At 68.4% G+C, this 14,186-nt stretch carries 14 protein-coding genes; 2 read left to right on the forward strand and 12 right to left on the reverse strand.

Annotated features, from left to right (window positions below; genetic code table 11):
• Positions 1–29 precede the first annotated feature (29 nt).
• The 5 genes from AC07PZ_RS02625 to AC07PZ_RS02645 are packed head-to-tail and all read right to left on the reverse strand — an operon-like array spanning position 30 to position 4,779.
• Positions 30–842 carry an ABC transporter ATP-binding protein gene (locus tag AC07PZ_RS02625; RefSeq protein WP_495293447.1) on the reverse strand — a complete coding sequence of 271 codons (813 nt, stop codon included), beginning with the start codon at positions 840–842 and terminating at the stop codon, positions 30–32.
• Positions 839–1,642, reverse strand: coding sequence for an ABC transporter ATP-binding protein (locus AC07PZ_RS02630; RefSeq protein WP_495293448.1), 804 nt, complete (start codon positions 1,640–1,642; stop codon positions 839–841). Before AC07PZ_RS02630 ends, AC07PZ_RS02625 begins: the two co-directional genes overlap by 4 nt.
• Entirely contained in the window at positions 1,639–2,715 is a 1,077-nt protein-coding gene (locus AC07PZ_RS02635; RefSeq protein ID WP_495293449.1) for a branched-chain amino acid ABC transporter permease, read from the reverse strand. Before AC07PZ_RS02635 ends, AC07PZ_RS02630 begins: the two co-directional genes overlap by 4 nt.
• Positions 2,712–3,587: a branched-chain amino acid ABC transporter permease gene (locus tag AC07PZ_RS02640; RefSeq protein WP_495293450.1), complete on the reverse strand. Its 876-nt coding sequence runs from the start codon at positions 3,585–3,587 to the stop codon at positions 2,712–2,714. Before AC07PZ_RS02640 ends, AC07PZ_RS02635 begins: the two co-directional genes overlap by 4 nt.
• A 10-nt stretch (positions 3,588–3,597) precedes the next feature.
• Complete coding sequence (locus AC07PZ_RS02645) at positions 3,598–4,779, reverse strand: ABC transporter substrate-binding protein (protein ID WP_495293451.1); 1,182 nt, start codon at positions 4,777–4,779, stop codon at positions 3,598–3,600.
• Positions 4,780–4,984: 205 nt separating this feature from the next.
• Here AC07PZ_RS02645 and AC07PZ_RS02650 point away from each other — a divergent pair, with 205 nt between their 5' ends.
• Both AC07PZ_RS02650 and AC07PZ_RS02655 read left to right on the forward strand, forming a co-directional pair.
• Positions 4,985–5,278 carry a type II toxin-antitoxin system Phd/YefM family antitoxin gene (locus AC07PZ_RS02650; RefSeq protein WP_495293452.1) on the forward strand — a complete coding sequence of 98 codons (294 nt, stop codon included), beginning with the start codon at positions 4,985–4,987 and terminating at the stop codon, positions 5,276–5,278.
• Positions 5,275–5,667: a hypothetical protein gene (locus tag AC07PZ_RS02655; RefSeq protein ID WP_495293453.1), complete on the forward strand. Its 393-nt coding sequence runs from the start codon at positions 5,275–5,277 to the stop codon at positions 5,665–5,667. Before AC07PZ_RS02650 ends, AC07PZ_RS02655 begins: the two co-directional genes overlap by 4 nt.
• On the opposite strand, the gene AC07PZ_RS02660 is transcribed toward AC07PZ_RS02655, so the two are convergent.
• Genes AC07PZ_RS02660 through AC07PZ_RS02690 form a run of 7 tightly spaced genes read right to left on the reverse strand, consistent with a single transcriptional unit; the run spans position 5,664 to position 14,166 of the window.
• Positions 5,664–6,650 carry an NADPH:quinone oxidoreductase family protein gene (locus AC07PZ_RS02660; RefSeq protein WP_495293454.1) on the reverse strand — a complete coding sequence of 329 codons (987 nt, stop codon included), beginning with the start codon at positions 6,648–6,650 and terminating at the stop codon, positions 5,664–5,666. The two genes, AC07PZ_RS02655 and AC07PZ_RS02660, sit on opposite strands and share 4 nt — an antisense overlap.
• A 10-nt stretch (positions 6,651–6,660) precedes the next feature.
• A complete protein-coding gene (locus AC07PZ_RS02665) occupies positions 6,661–7,428 on the reverse strand; it encodes a glucose 1-dehydrogenase (RefSeq protein WP_495293455.1) in 768 nt (255 codons plus the stop codon).
• On the reverse strand, positions 7,425–8,501 hold the full coding sequence (locus AC07PZ_RS02670; protein ID WP_495293456.1) for a phosphotransferase family protein: 1,077 nt from the start codon (positions 8,499–8,501) through the stop codon (positions 7,425–7,427). The genes AC07PZ_RS02665 and AC07PZ_RS02670 overlap by 4 nt, the downstream gene beginning before the upstream one ends.
• Before the next feature lie 29 nt (positions 8,502–8,530).
• Positions 8,531–9,748 (reverse strand): acyl-CoA dehydrogenase family protein, encoded by a 1,218-nt coding sequence (locus AC07PZ_RS02675; protein WP_495293457.1) that lies wholly within the window; start codon positions 9,746–9,748, stop codon positions 8,531–8,533.
• Between the two features lie 41 nt (positions 9,749–9,789).
• Positions 9,790–11,367, reverse strand: a complete 1,578-nt coding sequence (locus tag AC07PZ_RS02680) for an acyl-CoA synthetase (protein ID WP_495293458.1) — start codon at positions 11,365–11,367, stop codon at positions 9,790–9,792.
• Positions 11,352–12,149: an enoyl-CoA hydratase/isomerase family protein gene (locus AC07PZ_RS02685; protein WP_495293459.1), complete on the reverse strand. Its 798-nt coding sequence runs from the start codon at positions 12,147–12,149 to the stop codon at positions 11,352–11,354. The genes AC07PZ_RS02680 and AC07PZ_RS02685 overlap by 16 nt, the downstream gene beginning before the upstream one ends.
• 16 nt (positions 12,150–12,165) lie before the next feature.
• Positions 12,166–14,166: an acetyl-CoA carboxylase biotin carboxylase subunit gene (locus AC07PZ_RS02690; protein WP_495293460.1), complete on the reverse strand. Its 2,001-nt coding sequence runs from the start codon at positions 14,164–14,166 to the stop codon at positions 12,166–12,168.
• Positions 14,167–14,186 lie beyond the last annotated feature (20 nt).

Consider the following 14,186-nt stretch of genomic DNA (forward strand, 5'->3'; position numbering starts at 1 on the left):
GGTCTGCTTGGGTCGAAAAGCCGCTGCACTCAGCGCCAGGTCTTCTTCTTTTTCCAGCGCCGCTCGCCGCGCACGCCGTCGTCCTTGGCACCGAGATAGAACTCCTTGATGTCGTCCTTCTCGCGCAGGGCGCTGCAGGTGTCTTCCATCACGATGCGGCCGTTCTCCAGCACGTAGCCGAAGTCCGCGGCATTGAGCGCCATGTTCGCGTTCTGCTCGACCAGCAGGATCGTCGTGCCGCGTTCGCGGTTGATGCGCACGATGATCTCGAAGATCTCCTTCGTCAGCCGGGGGCTGAGGCCGAGGCTGGGCTCGTCGAGCAGGATCAGCTCGGGCCGGGCCATCAGCGCGCGCGAGATCGCGAGCATCTGCTGCTGCCCGCCGGAGAGCAGGCCTGCGTCCTGCGCGGCCCGCTCGCGCAGGATCGGGAAGTAGCCATACACGCCTTCGATGTCGCGCGCCACGCCGTCGCGGTCCTTGCGCGTGAAGGCACCCATCATCAGGTTGTCGCGCACCGACAGCAGCGGGAACACCTCGCGCCCCTCGGGCACATGGCTCAGGCCGGCGCGCACGATGGCGGCCGGGTCGCCGCCGGTGATGTCCGCGCCCTTGAATTCCACGCTGCCCTTGGCCGGGTCGAGCACGCCGGAGATCGTCTTCAGGATGGTGCTCTTGCCGGCGCCGTTGGAGCCCAGCACGGTGGCGATCTCGCCGCGCCGCACGCGCAGGCTGACACCGCGGATCGCCTTCACCGGGCCGTACGAGCTCTCGAGGTTCGACAGCCTGAGCAGGGCGTCGTCCGCCACGGCCGGCGCGGGCGCCTCGACTTGCACGGCGCTCATTGCACTACCTCCCGCCGAAGACTCGACACATCGTCGATCGTGCCCAGATAGGCCTCGATGACGCCCGGATGCGACTGCACCTCGCCGGGCGTGCCCAGCGCGAGCACCTGGCCCTGGTTCATCGCCAGCACGCGGTCGGACACGCGCGACACCAGCGTCATGTCGTGCTCGACCATCAGCACCGTGATGCCCAGCTCGCGCTGGATGTCCTGGATCCACCAGGCCATGTCCTCGGTCTCTTCGGCGTTGAGGCCGGACGAAGGCTCGTCGAGCAGCAGCAGCTTGGGTGCGCTGCACAGCGCACGCGCCAGCTCGACCACCTTGCGCACGCCATAGGGCAGCCCCGCCACGCGCTGGTCACGGTAGCGCATGAGCCGCAGCAGCTCGATCACCTCTTCCGCCTTGCGGCGTGCAGCGATCTCGTTGCGCCGCGCCGCGGGCGAGAAGACCAGGTCGCTCCAGAAGCCCGACCTGCGGTGCGTGTGAAATCCGATCAGCAGGTTCTGCAGCACGGTCGCGTGCTCGAAGAGCTCGATGTTCTGGAAGGTCCGGGCGATGCCCAGCGCCGCGATGCCGTGCGCCGGCGTCCGGTCGATCGGCTGGCCGTCGAACGACAGGCTGCCGCTGGTCGGCAGGTAGATGCGGCTGATCAGGTTGAAGACCGTCGTCTTGCCGGCCCCGTTGGGCCCGATCAGCGTGAAGACCTCGCCCTTGAGGACGTCGAAGCTCACCTGGTTGACGGCCAGCACGCCGCCGAAGCGCACGCTGAGGTCCCTCGCGGAAAGAAGGACGTCGCTCATTTCAGGCGCTCCGATTTCTGGAAGCTCTTCTGGCGGCGGAACATGCCGCGCCGGTATGTCGGGAACAGCTCCAGGTAGGTCCGCAGCTTGACCCAGCGCCCGTACAGGCCGGCCGGTTCGAAGAGCACGAAGACCATGAGCACCACGCCGAACACGACCGCCTGCAGGCCGGCGGCCTGCCCGATGGCCGGCGGCAGCCAGTCCTTGAAGATGGCGATGAACTGCGGCATGGTGATCAGGAAGATGGCACCGAAGAACGCACCGTGGACCGAGCCCAGGCCGCCCACGACCACCAGCAGGAGCAGGTCGATCGACTGCGCGATGCCGAACTGCTCCGGCGAGATGAAGCGCAGCTTGTGCGCATACAGCGCGCCCGCCACGCCCACGATGGCCGCCGACAGCGCGAAGGACAGGGTCTTGTAGCGCGCCAGGTGGATGCCCATGCTCTGCGCCGAGATCTCGGAGTCGCGGATGGCGATGAAGGCCCGGCCGGTAGAACTCCGCAGCAGGTTCAGCACCCCCAGCGTCACGAGCAGGCACACCACGAGCACCACCATGTAGAAGCCCTGCGCGCTGCTGGCCGTCCAGCCGAACATCGCGGGCGCCTTGAGCGACAGCCCGGCATTGCCGCCCGTGACGTGTTCCCAGCGCGCCATCACCTCTTCGACGATGAAACCGAAGGCCAGCGTCGCCACCGCCAGATAGATGCCCTTGACCCGCAGCGCCGGCAGCCCGACCACCACGCCGACCGCGGCCGACAGCCCGGCCGACGCGGCGAGCGCGACCGGGAACGACCAGCCCTGCCCCGTGAGCACCGCCTGCGTGTACGCACCGACGCCGAGGAATGCGGCATGGCCGATCGACACCAGGCCGGTGTAGCCCGCGAGCACCATCAACCCGAGCCCCGCGATCGCGTAGATCAGCACGAAGGTGAGCTGCGAAGTCCAGTACGACCCGACGACCCAGGGTGCCGCCAACAGCACGGCCAGCAGCAGGCCGTACCAGAAGACATGGCCGCCGTGCTGCGCCAGGCGGTAGTCCTGCCGGTAGCTGGTCCTGAAGATGAATCTCATACTTTCTTTCGCAGCTTTTCACCGAACAGCCCGCTCGGCTTGACGACCAGCATCAGCAGCACCACGACATAGGCCGCCACGTCCTTGAAGCCTTCCGGCAGATAGAAGCCCGCGAAGGCCTCGACGAGCCCGATGACCAGTCCGCCCACCACCGCACCCGGCAGGCTGCCGAAGCCGCCCACCACCGCGGCCGGGAAGGCCTTGAGGCCGATGAAGCCCATGTTGACGTGCACGAAGGTGATCGGCGCCAGCAGCAGGCCGGCGACCGTGGCGACGGCCGCCGACAGCCCCCACACCATGCCGTTCAGCCGGCGCACCGGGATGCCCATGTAGTAGGCGGCGAGCTGGTTCTGCGAGGCGGCCTGCATGGCGACGCCGAGCTTCGTGTAGCGGAACATCACGAACAGCGCCACGCACAGCAGCAGCGTGATGCCGATCACGGCGCCCTGCTCCGCGCTCAGCACCAGCGTGCCGAGCTTCCAGACCTCGCCGCGGTAAGGCACGTCGAGCACGTGCGTGTCGGTGCCGATGCCCGGCAGCATCGTGACCAGGCCGCGCGTGATGTACCCGAGCCCGATGGTCAGCATGACCACGGTGAACTGCGGCTGCCCGAGGATCGGCCGGATCGCCAGGCGCTCCAGCAGCATGCCGAAGCCCGTCATCCCGACCACGCTGACCAGCGCCGCCCAGAGAAAGGGCAGCTTGAGCCACAGCATCAGCAGGTAGCCGGTGCAGGCACCGAGCATCATCAGCTCGCCCTGGGCGAAGTTGACCGTCTCGGTCGCCTTGTAGATCAGCACGAAGCCGAGCGCAATCAGCGCATAGATGCAGCCGAGCGCGGCGCCCGAGATCAGCAGCTGGACGAATTCCAAGGCACCGCCCTCAGGGCTGCAGGTAGTCGGTGATCGGCACCCAGCGACCGTTCACGATGCGCGAGATGCGCACGGCCTCGGACCCGAGGCGCTTGGTCTTGGTGAAGCTCATCGTGTCGAAGCCCAGCTTGTCACGCGGGAAGGTCGAGGTCTCCAGCGCCTGGACGAAGCGCTGCGTCGTGAGGTCTGCGCCGACCTTCTCCAGCGTCTTGATGGTCCAGTCCATCGACGCATAGCCGAACACCGCGTACTGGCCCGGCTCCTCGTTGTACTTGGCCTTGTAGGCGGCATACCAGTCGCGCAGCGCCTTCGACGCGTCGTCGGGATAGGGCTGCGAGCTCGCGTGCGCGGACAGGAAGCCCTCGGTCACCGCGCCGCCGAGCTTGGGCACCAGGTGCGAATACGACGCCGCCGTGCCGATGAAGTCCGGCGCGAAGCCGACCTTCTTCGCCTCGTTCAGCGTGCCGATGGTTTCGCGCAGCGTGGTGCCCACGACCACGGTGTCGCAGCCGGCGCTTTTCAGGCGCGCGACCTGCGACGAAAAGTCGGTCGCGCCGCGCTTGTAAGTCGTCTTCTCGGCCATCGTCTTCTTCAGTTCGCCGAGCTGCGACTCGACGCCCTTCATCAGCTCCGAGCCGAGCTCGTCGTCCTGCATCAGCGAGCACCACTTGCGCTCCGCCCGGGTCTGGGTCATCGCCTTCACGATGACCCGGCCCTGCTGGTAGTACGGCACGGTGAACGAGAAGGCCAGCGGATTCGGCGGGTCGTAGAGCCCGCGTGCCGACGCCAGCGGAAAGGCGTGGATCACGCCGCCCTCGGTGAAGATCGGCATGGTCGTCAGCGCCAGCGCCGTGCCGATGTTGGCGACGGTGATGAAGATCTTGTCGTTCTGCACCAGCTTCTGCGCGGCCAGCACGGCCTTCTTGGTGTCGTAGCTGGAGTCCTCGACGATCAGCCGGATCTTGCGGCCCGCGGTGCCGCCGGCCGCGTTGAACTCCTCGATGCGCATGTTCATGCCGTTGACCGTCTCCTTGCCGAAAGCGGCGATCGGCCCGGACAGGTCCTGGATGGTGCCGACCAGCACCTCGGTCTTGGTCACGCCCTGCGTGGTCTGGGCCTGCGAGGCCGCCGGCAACATGCTGGCCAACGCGGCGAGCCCGAGGCTGGCTGCGGCGGCTTGTCTCGTCATCATTCTGCGCACTCCTTGGTCCGGCGGGCCGGGGTCGGCCTGCCATCCGGGCAGTGTCGCGATCGGGTGCCGCTGCGGTCTTGTGCCGAGTCGCTGGACGGGGGGCATCCCAGGGAAAGTCCTAGGCGATGCGGATGGTGCTGCCGGCGGTTGCTGAAGACCCCGTTGATCGGTAGACTGCATTAACGAAAACGTTAATGAATTCAATATGACGCTCAGAGCCTCGGACATCGTCCCCATCAGCGAAGCACGCGCCAGACTCACCGAACTGGCGGAAGACGTGGTGGGCAATGGGTCGGAGAAGGTGCTCACCAAGAACGGCGCCAGCTACGTGGCGTTGGTCGATGCGCGTCGGCTCGACTACTACCATGCTCTGGAAGCGGAACACGCCAACCTTCTTCTGGCGGACGATGCGATCACCGGCCTGCAGCAGGCGTTGGCAGGCCAGTTCGTGTCGGACGACGAACTGGATCAGGCCCTTGGCATACGTCCTGCATCGTGAGCATTCCTGTCGATGCCAGGATTCGCGCGGTTCCCAATTTCCTGACGTGCCTGCAGGTCGCACGCGGCTTCATGGAAGCGCAGGACGCCGCATCCATGCCTGTACGCTTCCAAAAGCTGCAAGCTGAACTGGTGAAGGCCAGGGCCCTGCTCTCCTTCGCGCCAGGTAGCGGTCGCCCCGCCCGGTTCCTCGATGCGAGATCAGGCTGGGGAAGATTTCAGGCCGAACAGGCGAGACAGTTGGCACAGTCACTCGATTGCCCTGAACTCAGAGAATTCGTCCTGGCGCGTCATGTGCTGCTGTACGCGCACTCCGCACATGAGGCGGTGTTGCTTTCCATCCGACACGAACGGCAACTGACGTATCAGTTGCCCCAGCCGCTGAGCTAGCCCATCTTCCCTACGCGCAGCACGACCTTCCCCATCACCTTCCGATCAGCCACCAACCGCAATGCCAGCGCGGCATCTTCCAGCGGGAACCGCGCCGTGATCGCGGGTTTGATGCGCCCCTGCGCCAGCAGGCCCACGAGCTCCTCCATGAACGCCTCGTAGCGCGCCGGCTCGGCCTGCGCGAAGCCGCCGTAGAAGACGCCGACGATCGCGCAGCCCTTCAGCAGCACCAGGTTGAGTGCGGGCTTCGGAATCTCGCCGGCGGTGAAGCCGATCACCAGGTAGCGCCCGCGCCAGGCCATGCTGCGCAGTGCGGGTTCGGTGTAGCTGCCGCCGACCGGGTCGTACACCACATCCACGCCGCGCCCGCCCGTCAGGGCCTTGATGCGCTCGCGCAGGTCCTCGGTCGCGTAGTTGATGGTGTCGTTCGCGCCATGTGCCCTGCACAGCGCCAGCTTCTCGTCGGTCGACGCGGCGGCAATGACGCGCGCGCCCATGAGCTTGCCCAGCTCGACGGCGGAAATCCCGGTGCCGCCGGCTGCCCCCAGCACCAGCAAGGTCTCGCCCGGCTGGATGGCCGCGCGGTCCTTCAGTGCGTAGTGCGACGTGCCGTAGGTGATGACCAGCGCGGCCGCGGCCTCCATGTCGATGCCCTCGGGCAGGCGCACCAGCTTGGCGGGCACGGTGCGCACTTCCTCCGCGAAGCCGCCCCAGCCGCAGACGGCGATCACGCGATCGCCCACCGCGAAGCCCTCGACGCCGGCGCCGACCTGGCCGATGGTGCCCGCCACTTCGCCGCCCGGCGAAAAGGGCAACGCCGGCTTGAACTGGTATTTGTTCTCGATGATCAGCGTGTCCGGAAAATTCACGGCGCTCGCATGCACGCGGACGATGACCTCGCCCGGCCCGGCCTGCAATGCGTCGACCTCCTCCACGACCAGCGATTCCGGCGGGCCGTGGCGCCTGGCAAGTACTGCTTTCACTTCTCTCTCCTCACAACATCGAAATGGACATGCCGCCGTCGACCACCAGGCTCGCACCGGTGGTGAAGGCACCGGCCGGCGCGCACAGGTAGAGCACGGCCCAGCCGATTTCCTCGGGCCGGCCGACGCGGCGCACCGGCGTCTTCTGCAGGATGCGCTCGCGCGCCTCGCCGTCGAAGGCCTCCGCCAGCTTGGTCTCGATCACGCCGGGCAGCACCGTGTTCGCACGGATGCCGAACGGCCCGTATTCCAGCGCGAAGGCGCGGCTCATGCCGATGAGCGCGGTCTTCAGCGTGCCGTACAGGCCCAGCATCTTCTCCGGATGCAATGCGGACACCGACGAGATGTTGACGATGCTGCCGCCGCCACGCGGCTTCATCAGCTTCACCGCCTCGCTCGACAGGAACCAGTAGCCGCGCAGGTTGACGTCCACCGTCTTCGCGAACAGGCCCGGATCGATGTCCTCGATGGTGCGCCACGGACTCAGCACCGCGTTGTTGACCAGGATGTCGAGCCCGCCATGCACGGCCTGCAGGTGCGCGCCCATCGACGCGATGTCCTCCATGCGGCCGATGTGGCAGGCCCGCGCCTCGGCCCGGAGGCCTTCGTCGCGCAGCGCCTGCGCGACGCGTTCGCAATCGTCGACCTTGCGGCTGCTGATCACCACGTGGGCGCCGGCTTGCGCCAGCACGCGTGCGGTCGCGGCGCCGATGCCTTGCGACGAGCCGGTGACCAGCGCGACCTTGCCGGTCAGGTCGAAGGGCCGGATGTGGGTCATGTGGTTCTCCATGTCGGTGGGCGCGCGGCGCCGGGGTCGAGGATGTCCAGCCCGGCCTGTGCGAACACGTCCATCGTGTCGCCGAAGGCCCGTGCGCTTTCGGCCACGGCGGTACCGAGCGCGGCCCGCCTGCGCAGGCCGGCGGACATGGCCGCCTGCCGGAACATCGCGAAGGCCTTGTAGAAGCGCATGTCGGTGTGCGGGTCCATGTTCATGGCACGCAGGTAGCGCCCGGCCAGCTCGTCCTGCGTGGGCAGGCCCAGCGCCGCGCGGTCGATGCCGCGCAGGCCGGGCAGAAGATAGTCGTGCGGCAGCTCCTGCACGCCCAGGAACTGCCCGAGGTCGGCCAGCGGATGGCCCAGCGTCGAAAGCTCCCAGTCGAGCACCGCGATCACGCGCGTGCCGGCCGCATCGAACATCAGGTTGTCGAGCCGCGAATCGCCGTGCAGCAGGACCACCGGATGGGCCTCGTGCGGCAGCAACGCCTCGATCCGCCCGATCAGCCTGTCCATCGACGCCGATCCTTCGGGGAGGGCGGCGCGGTACTGCTGCGTCCAGCGGTGCAGCTGTCGTTCGAAGTAGTTGCCGGCGCGCCCGAAGTCGCGCAGGCCGAGCGCATCCACGTCGGCGCGGTGGATGGCGACGAGACTGTCGATGGCGGCCTCGTACACCGCGCGGCGCCGCGCCGGCTGCACGTCGGGCAGGCCGACATGCCGGTGCACCACGCCGTCGACGAAGTCCATCAGGTAGAACTGCACGCCGACCACGTCCAGGTCGTTGCACAGCACGCGCAGGCGCGGCACCGGCACGCCGCCGTGCCGCAGCGCGGCGATGACGCGCGCCTCGCGGTCCAGCGCATGCGCCGACTTCAGCAGTTCGCCGGCGGGCTGCGTCCGCAGGATGTAGCGGCCGCTTTCGGCTTCGACACGCCAGATCGGATTCGAGTTGCCGCCGACGAAGCGCTCGGCCTTGCGCAGGCCGTGGAAGCCCGGCGCATGCGCGTCCAGGTAGCGACCGAGCCGTTCGAGGTCCAGCGGCGGCGCACTGACCACCGTGCCGATCGGCGCGTTCATCGGCATGCCTTCAGGCGGGTGGTCGGCGCTCACGCCGATGCGCGCGCGGCGCTGCGCTTGAGCAGTTCCTTCCCGACGGCCGACAGGTGCACCTGGTCCGGCCCGTCGCCGATGCGGATGAAGCGCGCGTAGACATAGGCGCGCGGCAGAAAGGTGTCCTGCGAGACGCCGGCCCCGCCGAAGACCTGGATGGCGCGGTCGATGACGCGCGCCGCCATGCTCGGCACGACGATCTTCGCCGCGGCGATCAGGTCCTTCGCGGCCTTGTTGCCCTCGCGGTCCATCTTGTCGGCCGCATGCAGCGTGAGCAGGCGCGCCTGCTCGATCTCGCAGAACGAATGCGCGATGTCTTCGCGCACCGAGCCCTGCTCGCCGAGCGCACGGCCGAAGGCGACGCGCGTGTTGGCGCGCTCGCACATCATCTCCAGTGCGCGTTGCGCGCAGCCGACGAGCCGCATGCAGTGATGGATGCGCCCCGGGCCGAGCCGGCCCTGCGCGATCTCGAAGCCGCGGCCTTCGCCGAGGAGCATGTTCGATGCGGGCACGCGCACGTTGTCGTAGACGATCTCCGGATGTCCCACCGGCGCGTCGTCGTAGCCGAAGGCCGTGACGTCGCGCACGATGCGCACGCCGGGCGTGTCCTTCGGCACGAGGATCATCGACTGCTGGCGGTGGCGGTCCGCATGGTCGGGGTCGGTCTTGCCCATGACGATGAGCAGCGTGCACTCCTCGTTGAGCGCGCCGGACGTGAACCACTTGCGGCCGTTGATGACGTAGTCGTCGCCCTGCCGCCGGATCTCGCACTGGATGTTGGTCGCGTCGCTCGACGCCACCGCGGGCTCGGTCATCGAGAAGGCGGACCGGATGGTGCCGGCCATCAGCGGCTCGAGCCAGCGCGCCTTCTGCGCGGGCGTGCCGTAGTGCGACAGCACTTCCATGTTGCCGGTGTCCGGCGCCGAGCAGTTGAACACCTCGGGCGCCCACAGCACGCGGCCCATGATCTCCTTGACCGGCGCGTAGTCGAGATTGCTCAGGCCGCCCTTGGCCGACGAGAGAAAGAGATTCCAGAGCCCCTGCCCTTGCGCCAGCGCCTTCAGCTCCTGGAGGATGGCCGGCGTGCGATAGGGATGGTCGCTGGCCTGCACCTGCTCGTAATAGAGCTTCTCGACCGGAACGACGTGCGTCTCCATGAAGTCGCGCACGCGCGCCTGCAGGTCCAGCGACTTGTCGGAATGCTTGAAATCCATCTTGTCTCCTGTCTTCGTTCCCGGGCTGAGCCCGGCCGTGCTCAGCCCTGGCCGGAAGCGGTATCGCGCTCACGCAGCTTCGCCTTCAGCACCTTGCCGGTCGGGTTGCGCGGGAGCGCGTCGACCAGCCGCAGTTCCTTCGGCAGCTTGTACCGCGCCAGCCGCGTCTGGGCGAAATCGCGCAGGCCGTCGAGCGTGACGGTCCTGCCCGGCTTGGGCGCGATCACCGCCACCACGCGCTCGCCCCATTGCGCGTCGGGCGCGCCGATGACGGCCGCCTCCGCGACGTCGGGGTGGTCGTACAGCACGCTCTCCACCTCGGCCGGGTAGATGTTCTCTCCGCCGCTGATCACCATGTCCTTCAGCCGGTCGCACACGAAGAGAAAGCCCTCCGCATCGCGGTAGCCGACATCGCCGCTGCGGAACCAGCCGTCGGCGGTGAAGGCCGTGGCGTTCGCCTCGGGCCGCTTCCAGTAGCCGGGCATCACGTTGCCGCCGCGCACGCAGATCTCGCCGGTCGCGCCGGCATCGGTCACCGCGTCGCCCATCACGTCGATGAGCTTGATCTCGGTCATCAGCGGCGGCGTGCCGCTCGAGCCGAGCTTGTCGGTCGATCGATCGGGATGCAGGAAGGTGATCATCGATGCGGTCTCGGTCATGCCGTAGCCCTGGTGCACCGGGATGCCGCGAGAACCGTAGAGCCGCAGCAGCGGCTCGGGCATCGGCGCACCGCCCACCGCCACGAGGCGCAGCGACGACAGGTCCGCCGCCTCGAACGCCGGATGCTGGCTGATGAACAGCAGCATCGCCGGCACCGCGAAGCTCACGCTCACGCGATGCCGCGCCACCGCGTCGAGCACGGCCTCGGGCTCGAAGCCACGCTGCAGCACGAGATGCCCACCCGCCAGCAGCGTCGTCATGCTGCCGCACAGCAGCCCGCCGACATGGAACATCGGCGCGAAGTTCAGCGTGACGTCGGTGGAGACGATGTCCCACAGGAACATCTCGTTGAGGTTGTTCGCCCAGAAGTTGCCATGCGTGAGCATCGCGCCCTTGGGATGGCCGGTCGTGCCCGACGTGTACATGATCACCGACACGTCGTCCGCGCGAACCGGCACGGCGGCAGGCACCGGCGGTGCGTCGGCCAGCAGCGCGTCGGCAGATTCCCAGCCCGGCGCGCCCGCGCCGCGGTGGATGTAGCGGCTGCATGGCAGGCCGTCGCGCACCGGATCGATCACCGCGATGTGCTCCTCGCCGACCACCAGCGTGTGCACGCCCGCATCGCCAATGACGAAGGCGAGCTCCGCGCCGCTGAGACGGAAGTTCAACGGCACGCAGATGCCGCCGAGCCGCGCGGTGGCGAACAGCACGACCACGAACATCGGGTCGTTCAGCCCGAGGTAGCCGACGCGCGCCCCGGCCGTCACGCCGCCCGCGGCCAGCACCGCCGACATGCGCTCGATGCGATCGACGAGTTCACCGTAGTTCCAGTGCACGTCGTCGCATGTGAGCGCCGGGCGGTGGGGCGCACGTGCGGCGCGGCGCGCCAGCCATTCGGCGAGCCCGACGGCATGCGCGCTGCCGTCGGTCGGCGCGCCCGCGTTCAGCGGCCGGTCCACACGGGCCGCCGCTTCTCGTTGAAGGACGCCAGGCCCTCGCGCGCGTCCTCGGTCATGGCGAGCAGCGCGATCTGACTCTCGGTGTAGGCGATGCCTTCGTCGAAGGACATCGAGGCCATGGCCCGCATCGCGTACTTGCCGCGGCGCAGTGCCGTGGGCGACTTGCCCGTCAGGCGATCGATCAGCCACTGCGTCTTGTCGTCGAGTTCTTCCTTGGGCACCGCATAGTTCAGCAGGCCCGCGTCCCGGGCTTCCGCGGCGCCGAAGGGCTCGCCGGTCAGGCACCACTCGCGCACCGTGCGGCGCGGCACGATGGATTGCAGCAGGCTCAGCACCTGCATCGGGAACAGCCCGATCTTCACCTCGGGCAGGCCGAACTGCACGTGGTCGGCCGCGATGGCCATGTCGGTCATGCAGAGCAGCCCGACACCGCCGGCCATGCAGGTGCCGTTGATGCGCGCGATGCTCGGCAGCGTGGCGTTCTGCACCTCGCGCAGCATGTCGGCGTAGTCGATGTTGGGTTGCGACAGGTCGAACGCGAAGCCCGCGCCGGGCTGCAGGTCGCCGCCGGCGCAGAAGGCCTTGTCGCCGGCCGCGGTCAGCACGATCACGCGCACGTCGCCGTCGGCATGCGCCAGGCGCCAGCCGTCGCGGATGCCGGCCACGACATCCTTGTTGATCGCGTTGCGCTTGTCCGGCCGGTTGATCGTGACCCACATCGCGTGGCCGCGCTTCTCCACCAGCACGGCCGGTACGCCGGCCTCTTCGTTCGTCTTCGTCATGTCTCGCTCCTGGTTCCTAGGCCGGCACGGCTTCCTTCGGGGCCACCTCGATCTCGACCACCACGCGACTGGCCGCCACCTGGTCGCCGGTCTTCACGTGCAGCGCGATCACCTTGCCGGCCACCGGCGCGGAATGGATGTGTTCCATCTTCATCGCCTCCAGCGTGACGACGGGCTGGCCCGCCTCCACCCGGTCGCCGACGGCGGCCATCACGGCGACGACGCGTCCGTTCATCGACGCGCGGACCTTGCCGTCGCCACCGGCCTCGCTCTGGCGTGCGGTGGCGGCGCGGGTCTTGTCCTCGACGCGGGCGGGAATGCCGCGGTAGTGCAGCAGCAGCGTGGCGCCGTCGCGATGGAAGGCTGCGCTTTCATAAAGCCCGTCGCACACGAAGCGCGCCGTGTGCTCGCCGATCTCGTCGAGTTCGACCACATGGTTCGTCTCGCCGATCGACACGTCGAAGCGGCGCTGGCGCGTCAGCACCACGCCGGCGCTCACGGCGCGGCCGTCGACCTCGAAGCGCAGCGATATCGGCAGGCTGTGCGTCATGCGCCGGCCGGTCGATGGCTGGCGCCGCGCACCGGTCGTCTCGTAGAGCAGCACGGCCGCGATGGCGGCGGCGCGGCTGCGCGTCACGGCGTCGGGTGCGAGCAGCGCGTCCTGGTTCTGCGCGATGAAGGCGGTGGTCGCGCCGCCGGCCGCGAAGACCGGATGGCCGAGGCAACGGTTCAGGAAGGCCTGGTTGGTCGTCACGCCGAGCGCCACCGCATCCTCCAGGCCGGCCATCAGCTTGCGCCGCGCCGCATCGCGCGTGTCGCCGTGGCTGATGACCTTGGCGATCATCGAGTCGTAGTAAGGCGGGATCTCCGCGCCCGAACGCAGCGCATGCTCGACGCGCAACTGCGACGGCATCTCCCACAGCGCCATGGTGCCGCTCTGCGGCATGAAGCCCTTGTCGGCGTCCTCGGCGCACAGCCGCACCTCGATGGCGTGCCCGCTGAAGCGCACCTGCTCCTGCGTGACCGGCAATGCCTCGCCACCGGCCACGCGCAACTGCAGCGCGACCAGGTCGAGCCCGGTGATCGCTTCCGTCACCGGATGCTCCACCTGCAGCCGCGTGTTCATCTCCATGAAGTAGTAGTTGCCTTCGGCGTCGAGCAGGAATTCCAGCGTGCCCGCGCCTTCGTAGCGGATGGCCTTCACCGCGGCGACGGCGGTGGCGCCCATGCGTGCGCGCAGGTCGGCATCGACGGCGGGCGACGGCGCCTCTTCGATGAGCTTCTGATGGCGGCGCTGCACGGAGCAGTCGCGTTCGCCGAGGTGGATCGCATTGCCGAAGCGGTCCGCGAAGACCTGGATCTCGATGTGGCGCGGCTCGACGATGGCGCGCTCGAGGATCACCTCCGGGTCGCCGAACGCGCTCTGCGCTTCGGAGCGGGCGCTGCGCAGCAGTTCGGCGAACTCTCGGGCCGACGGCACCAGCCGCATGCCGCGTCCGCCGCCGCCGGCGGTGGCCTTGATCATCACCGGGAAGCCGATGCGCACCGCCTCGGCCGCCAGGCGCTCCTCGCTCTGGTCGGCCCCCTGGTAGCCGGGAATGCAGGGCACGCCCGCCGCCTGCATCAGGGTCTTGGCGCCGGCCTTGTTGCCCATCGACACGATGGCCTCGGCCGACGGGCCGATGAACACCAGCCCCGCGTCCTTGCAGGCCTGTGCGAAGTCTTCGTTCTCGGCCAGAAAGCCGTAGCCGGGATGCACCGCATCGGCGCCGCTGAGCTTCGCGGCTTCCACGATGGCGGGAATGCGCAGGTACGACTGGGCCGGCAGCGGCTCGCCGATGCACACGGCCTGGTCGGCCTCGCGCACATGGCGTGCGCCGGCATCGGCGGTGGAATAGACCGCGACGGTGCGATAGCCGAGCGCCCGGGCGCTGCGGATGATGCGCAGGGCGATCTCGCCGCGATTGGCGATCAGGATCTTGCGGAAGGGTGTGAGCGTGGATGTCGTGGCGGTCATGAAGCGTTCGTCGATGTTGT

The sequence above is a fragment of the Variovorax sp. GW821-FHT10B04 genome, from assembly GCF_059415645.1.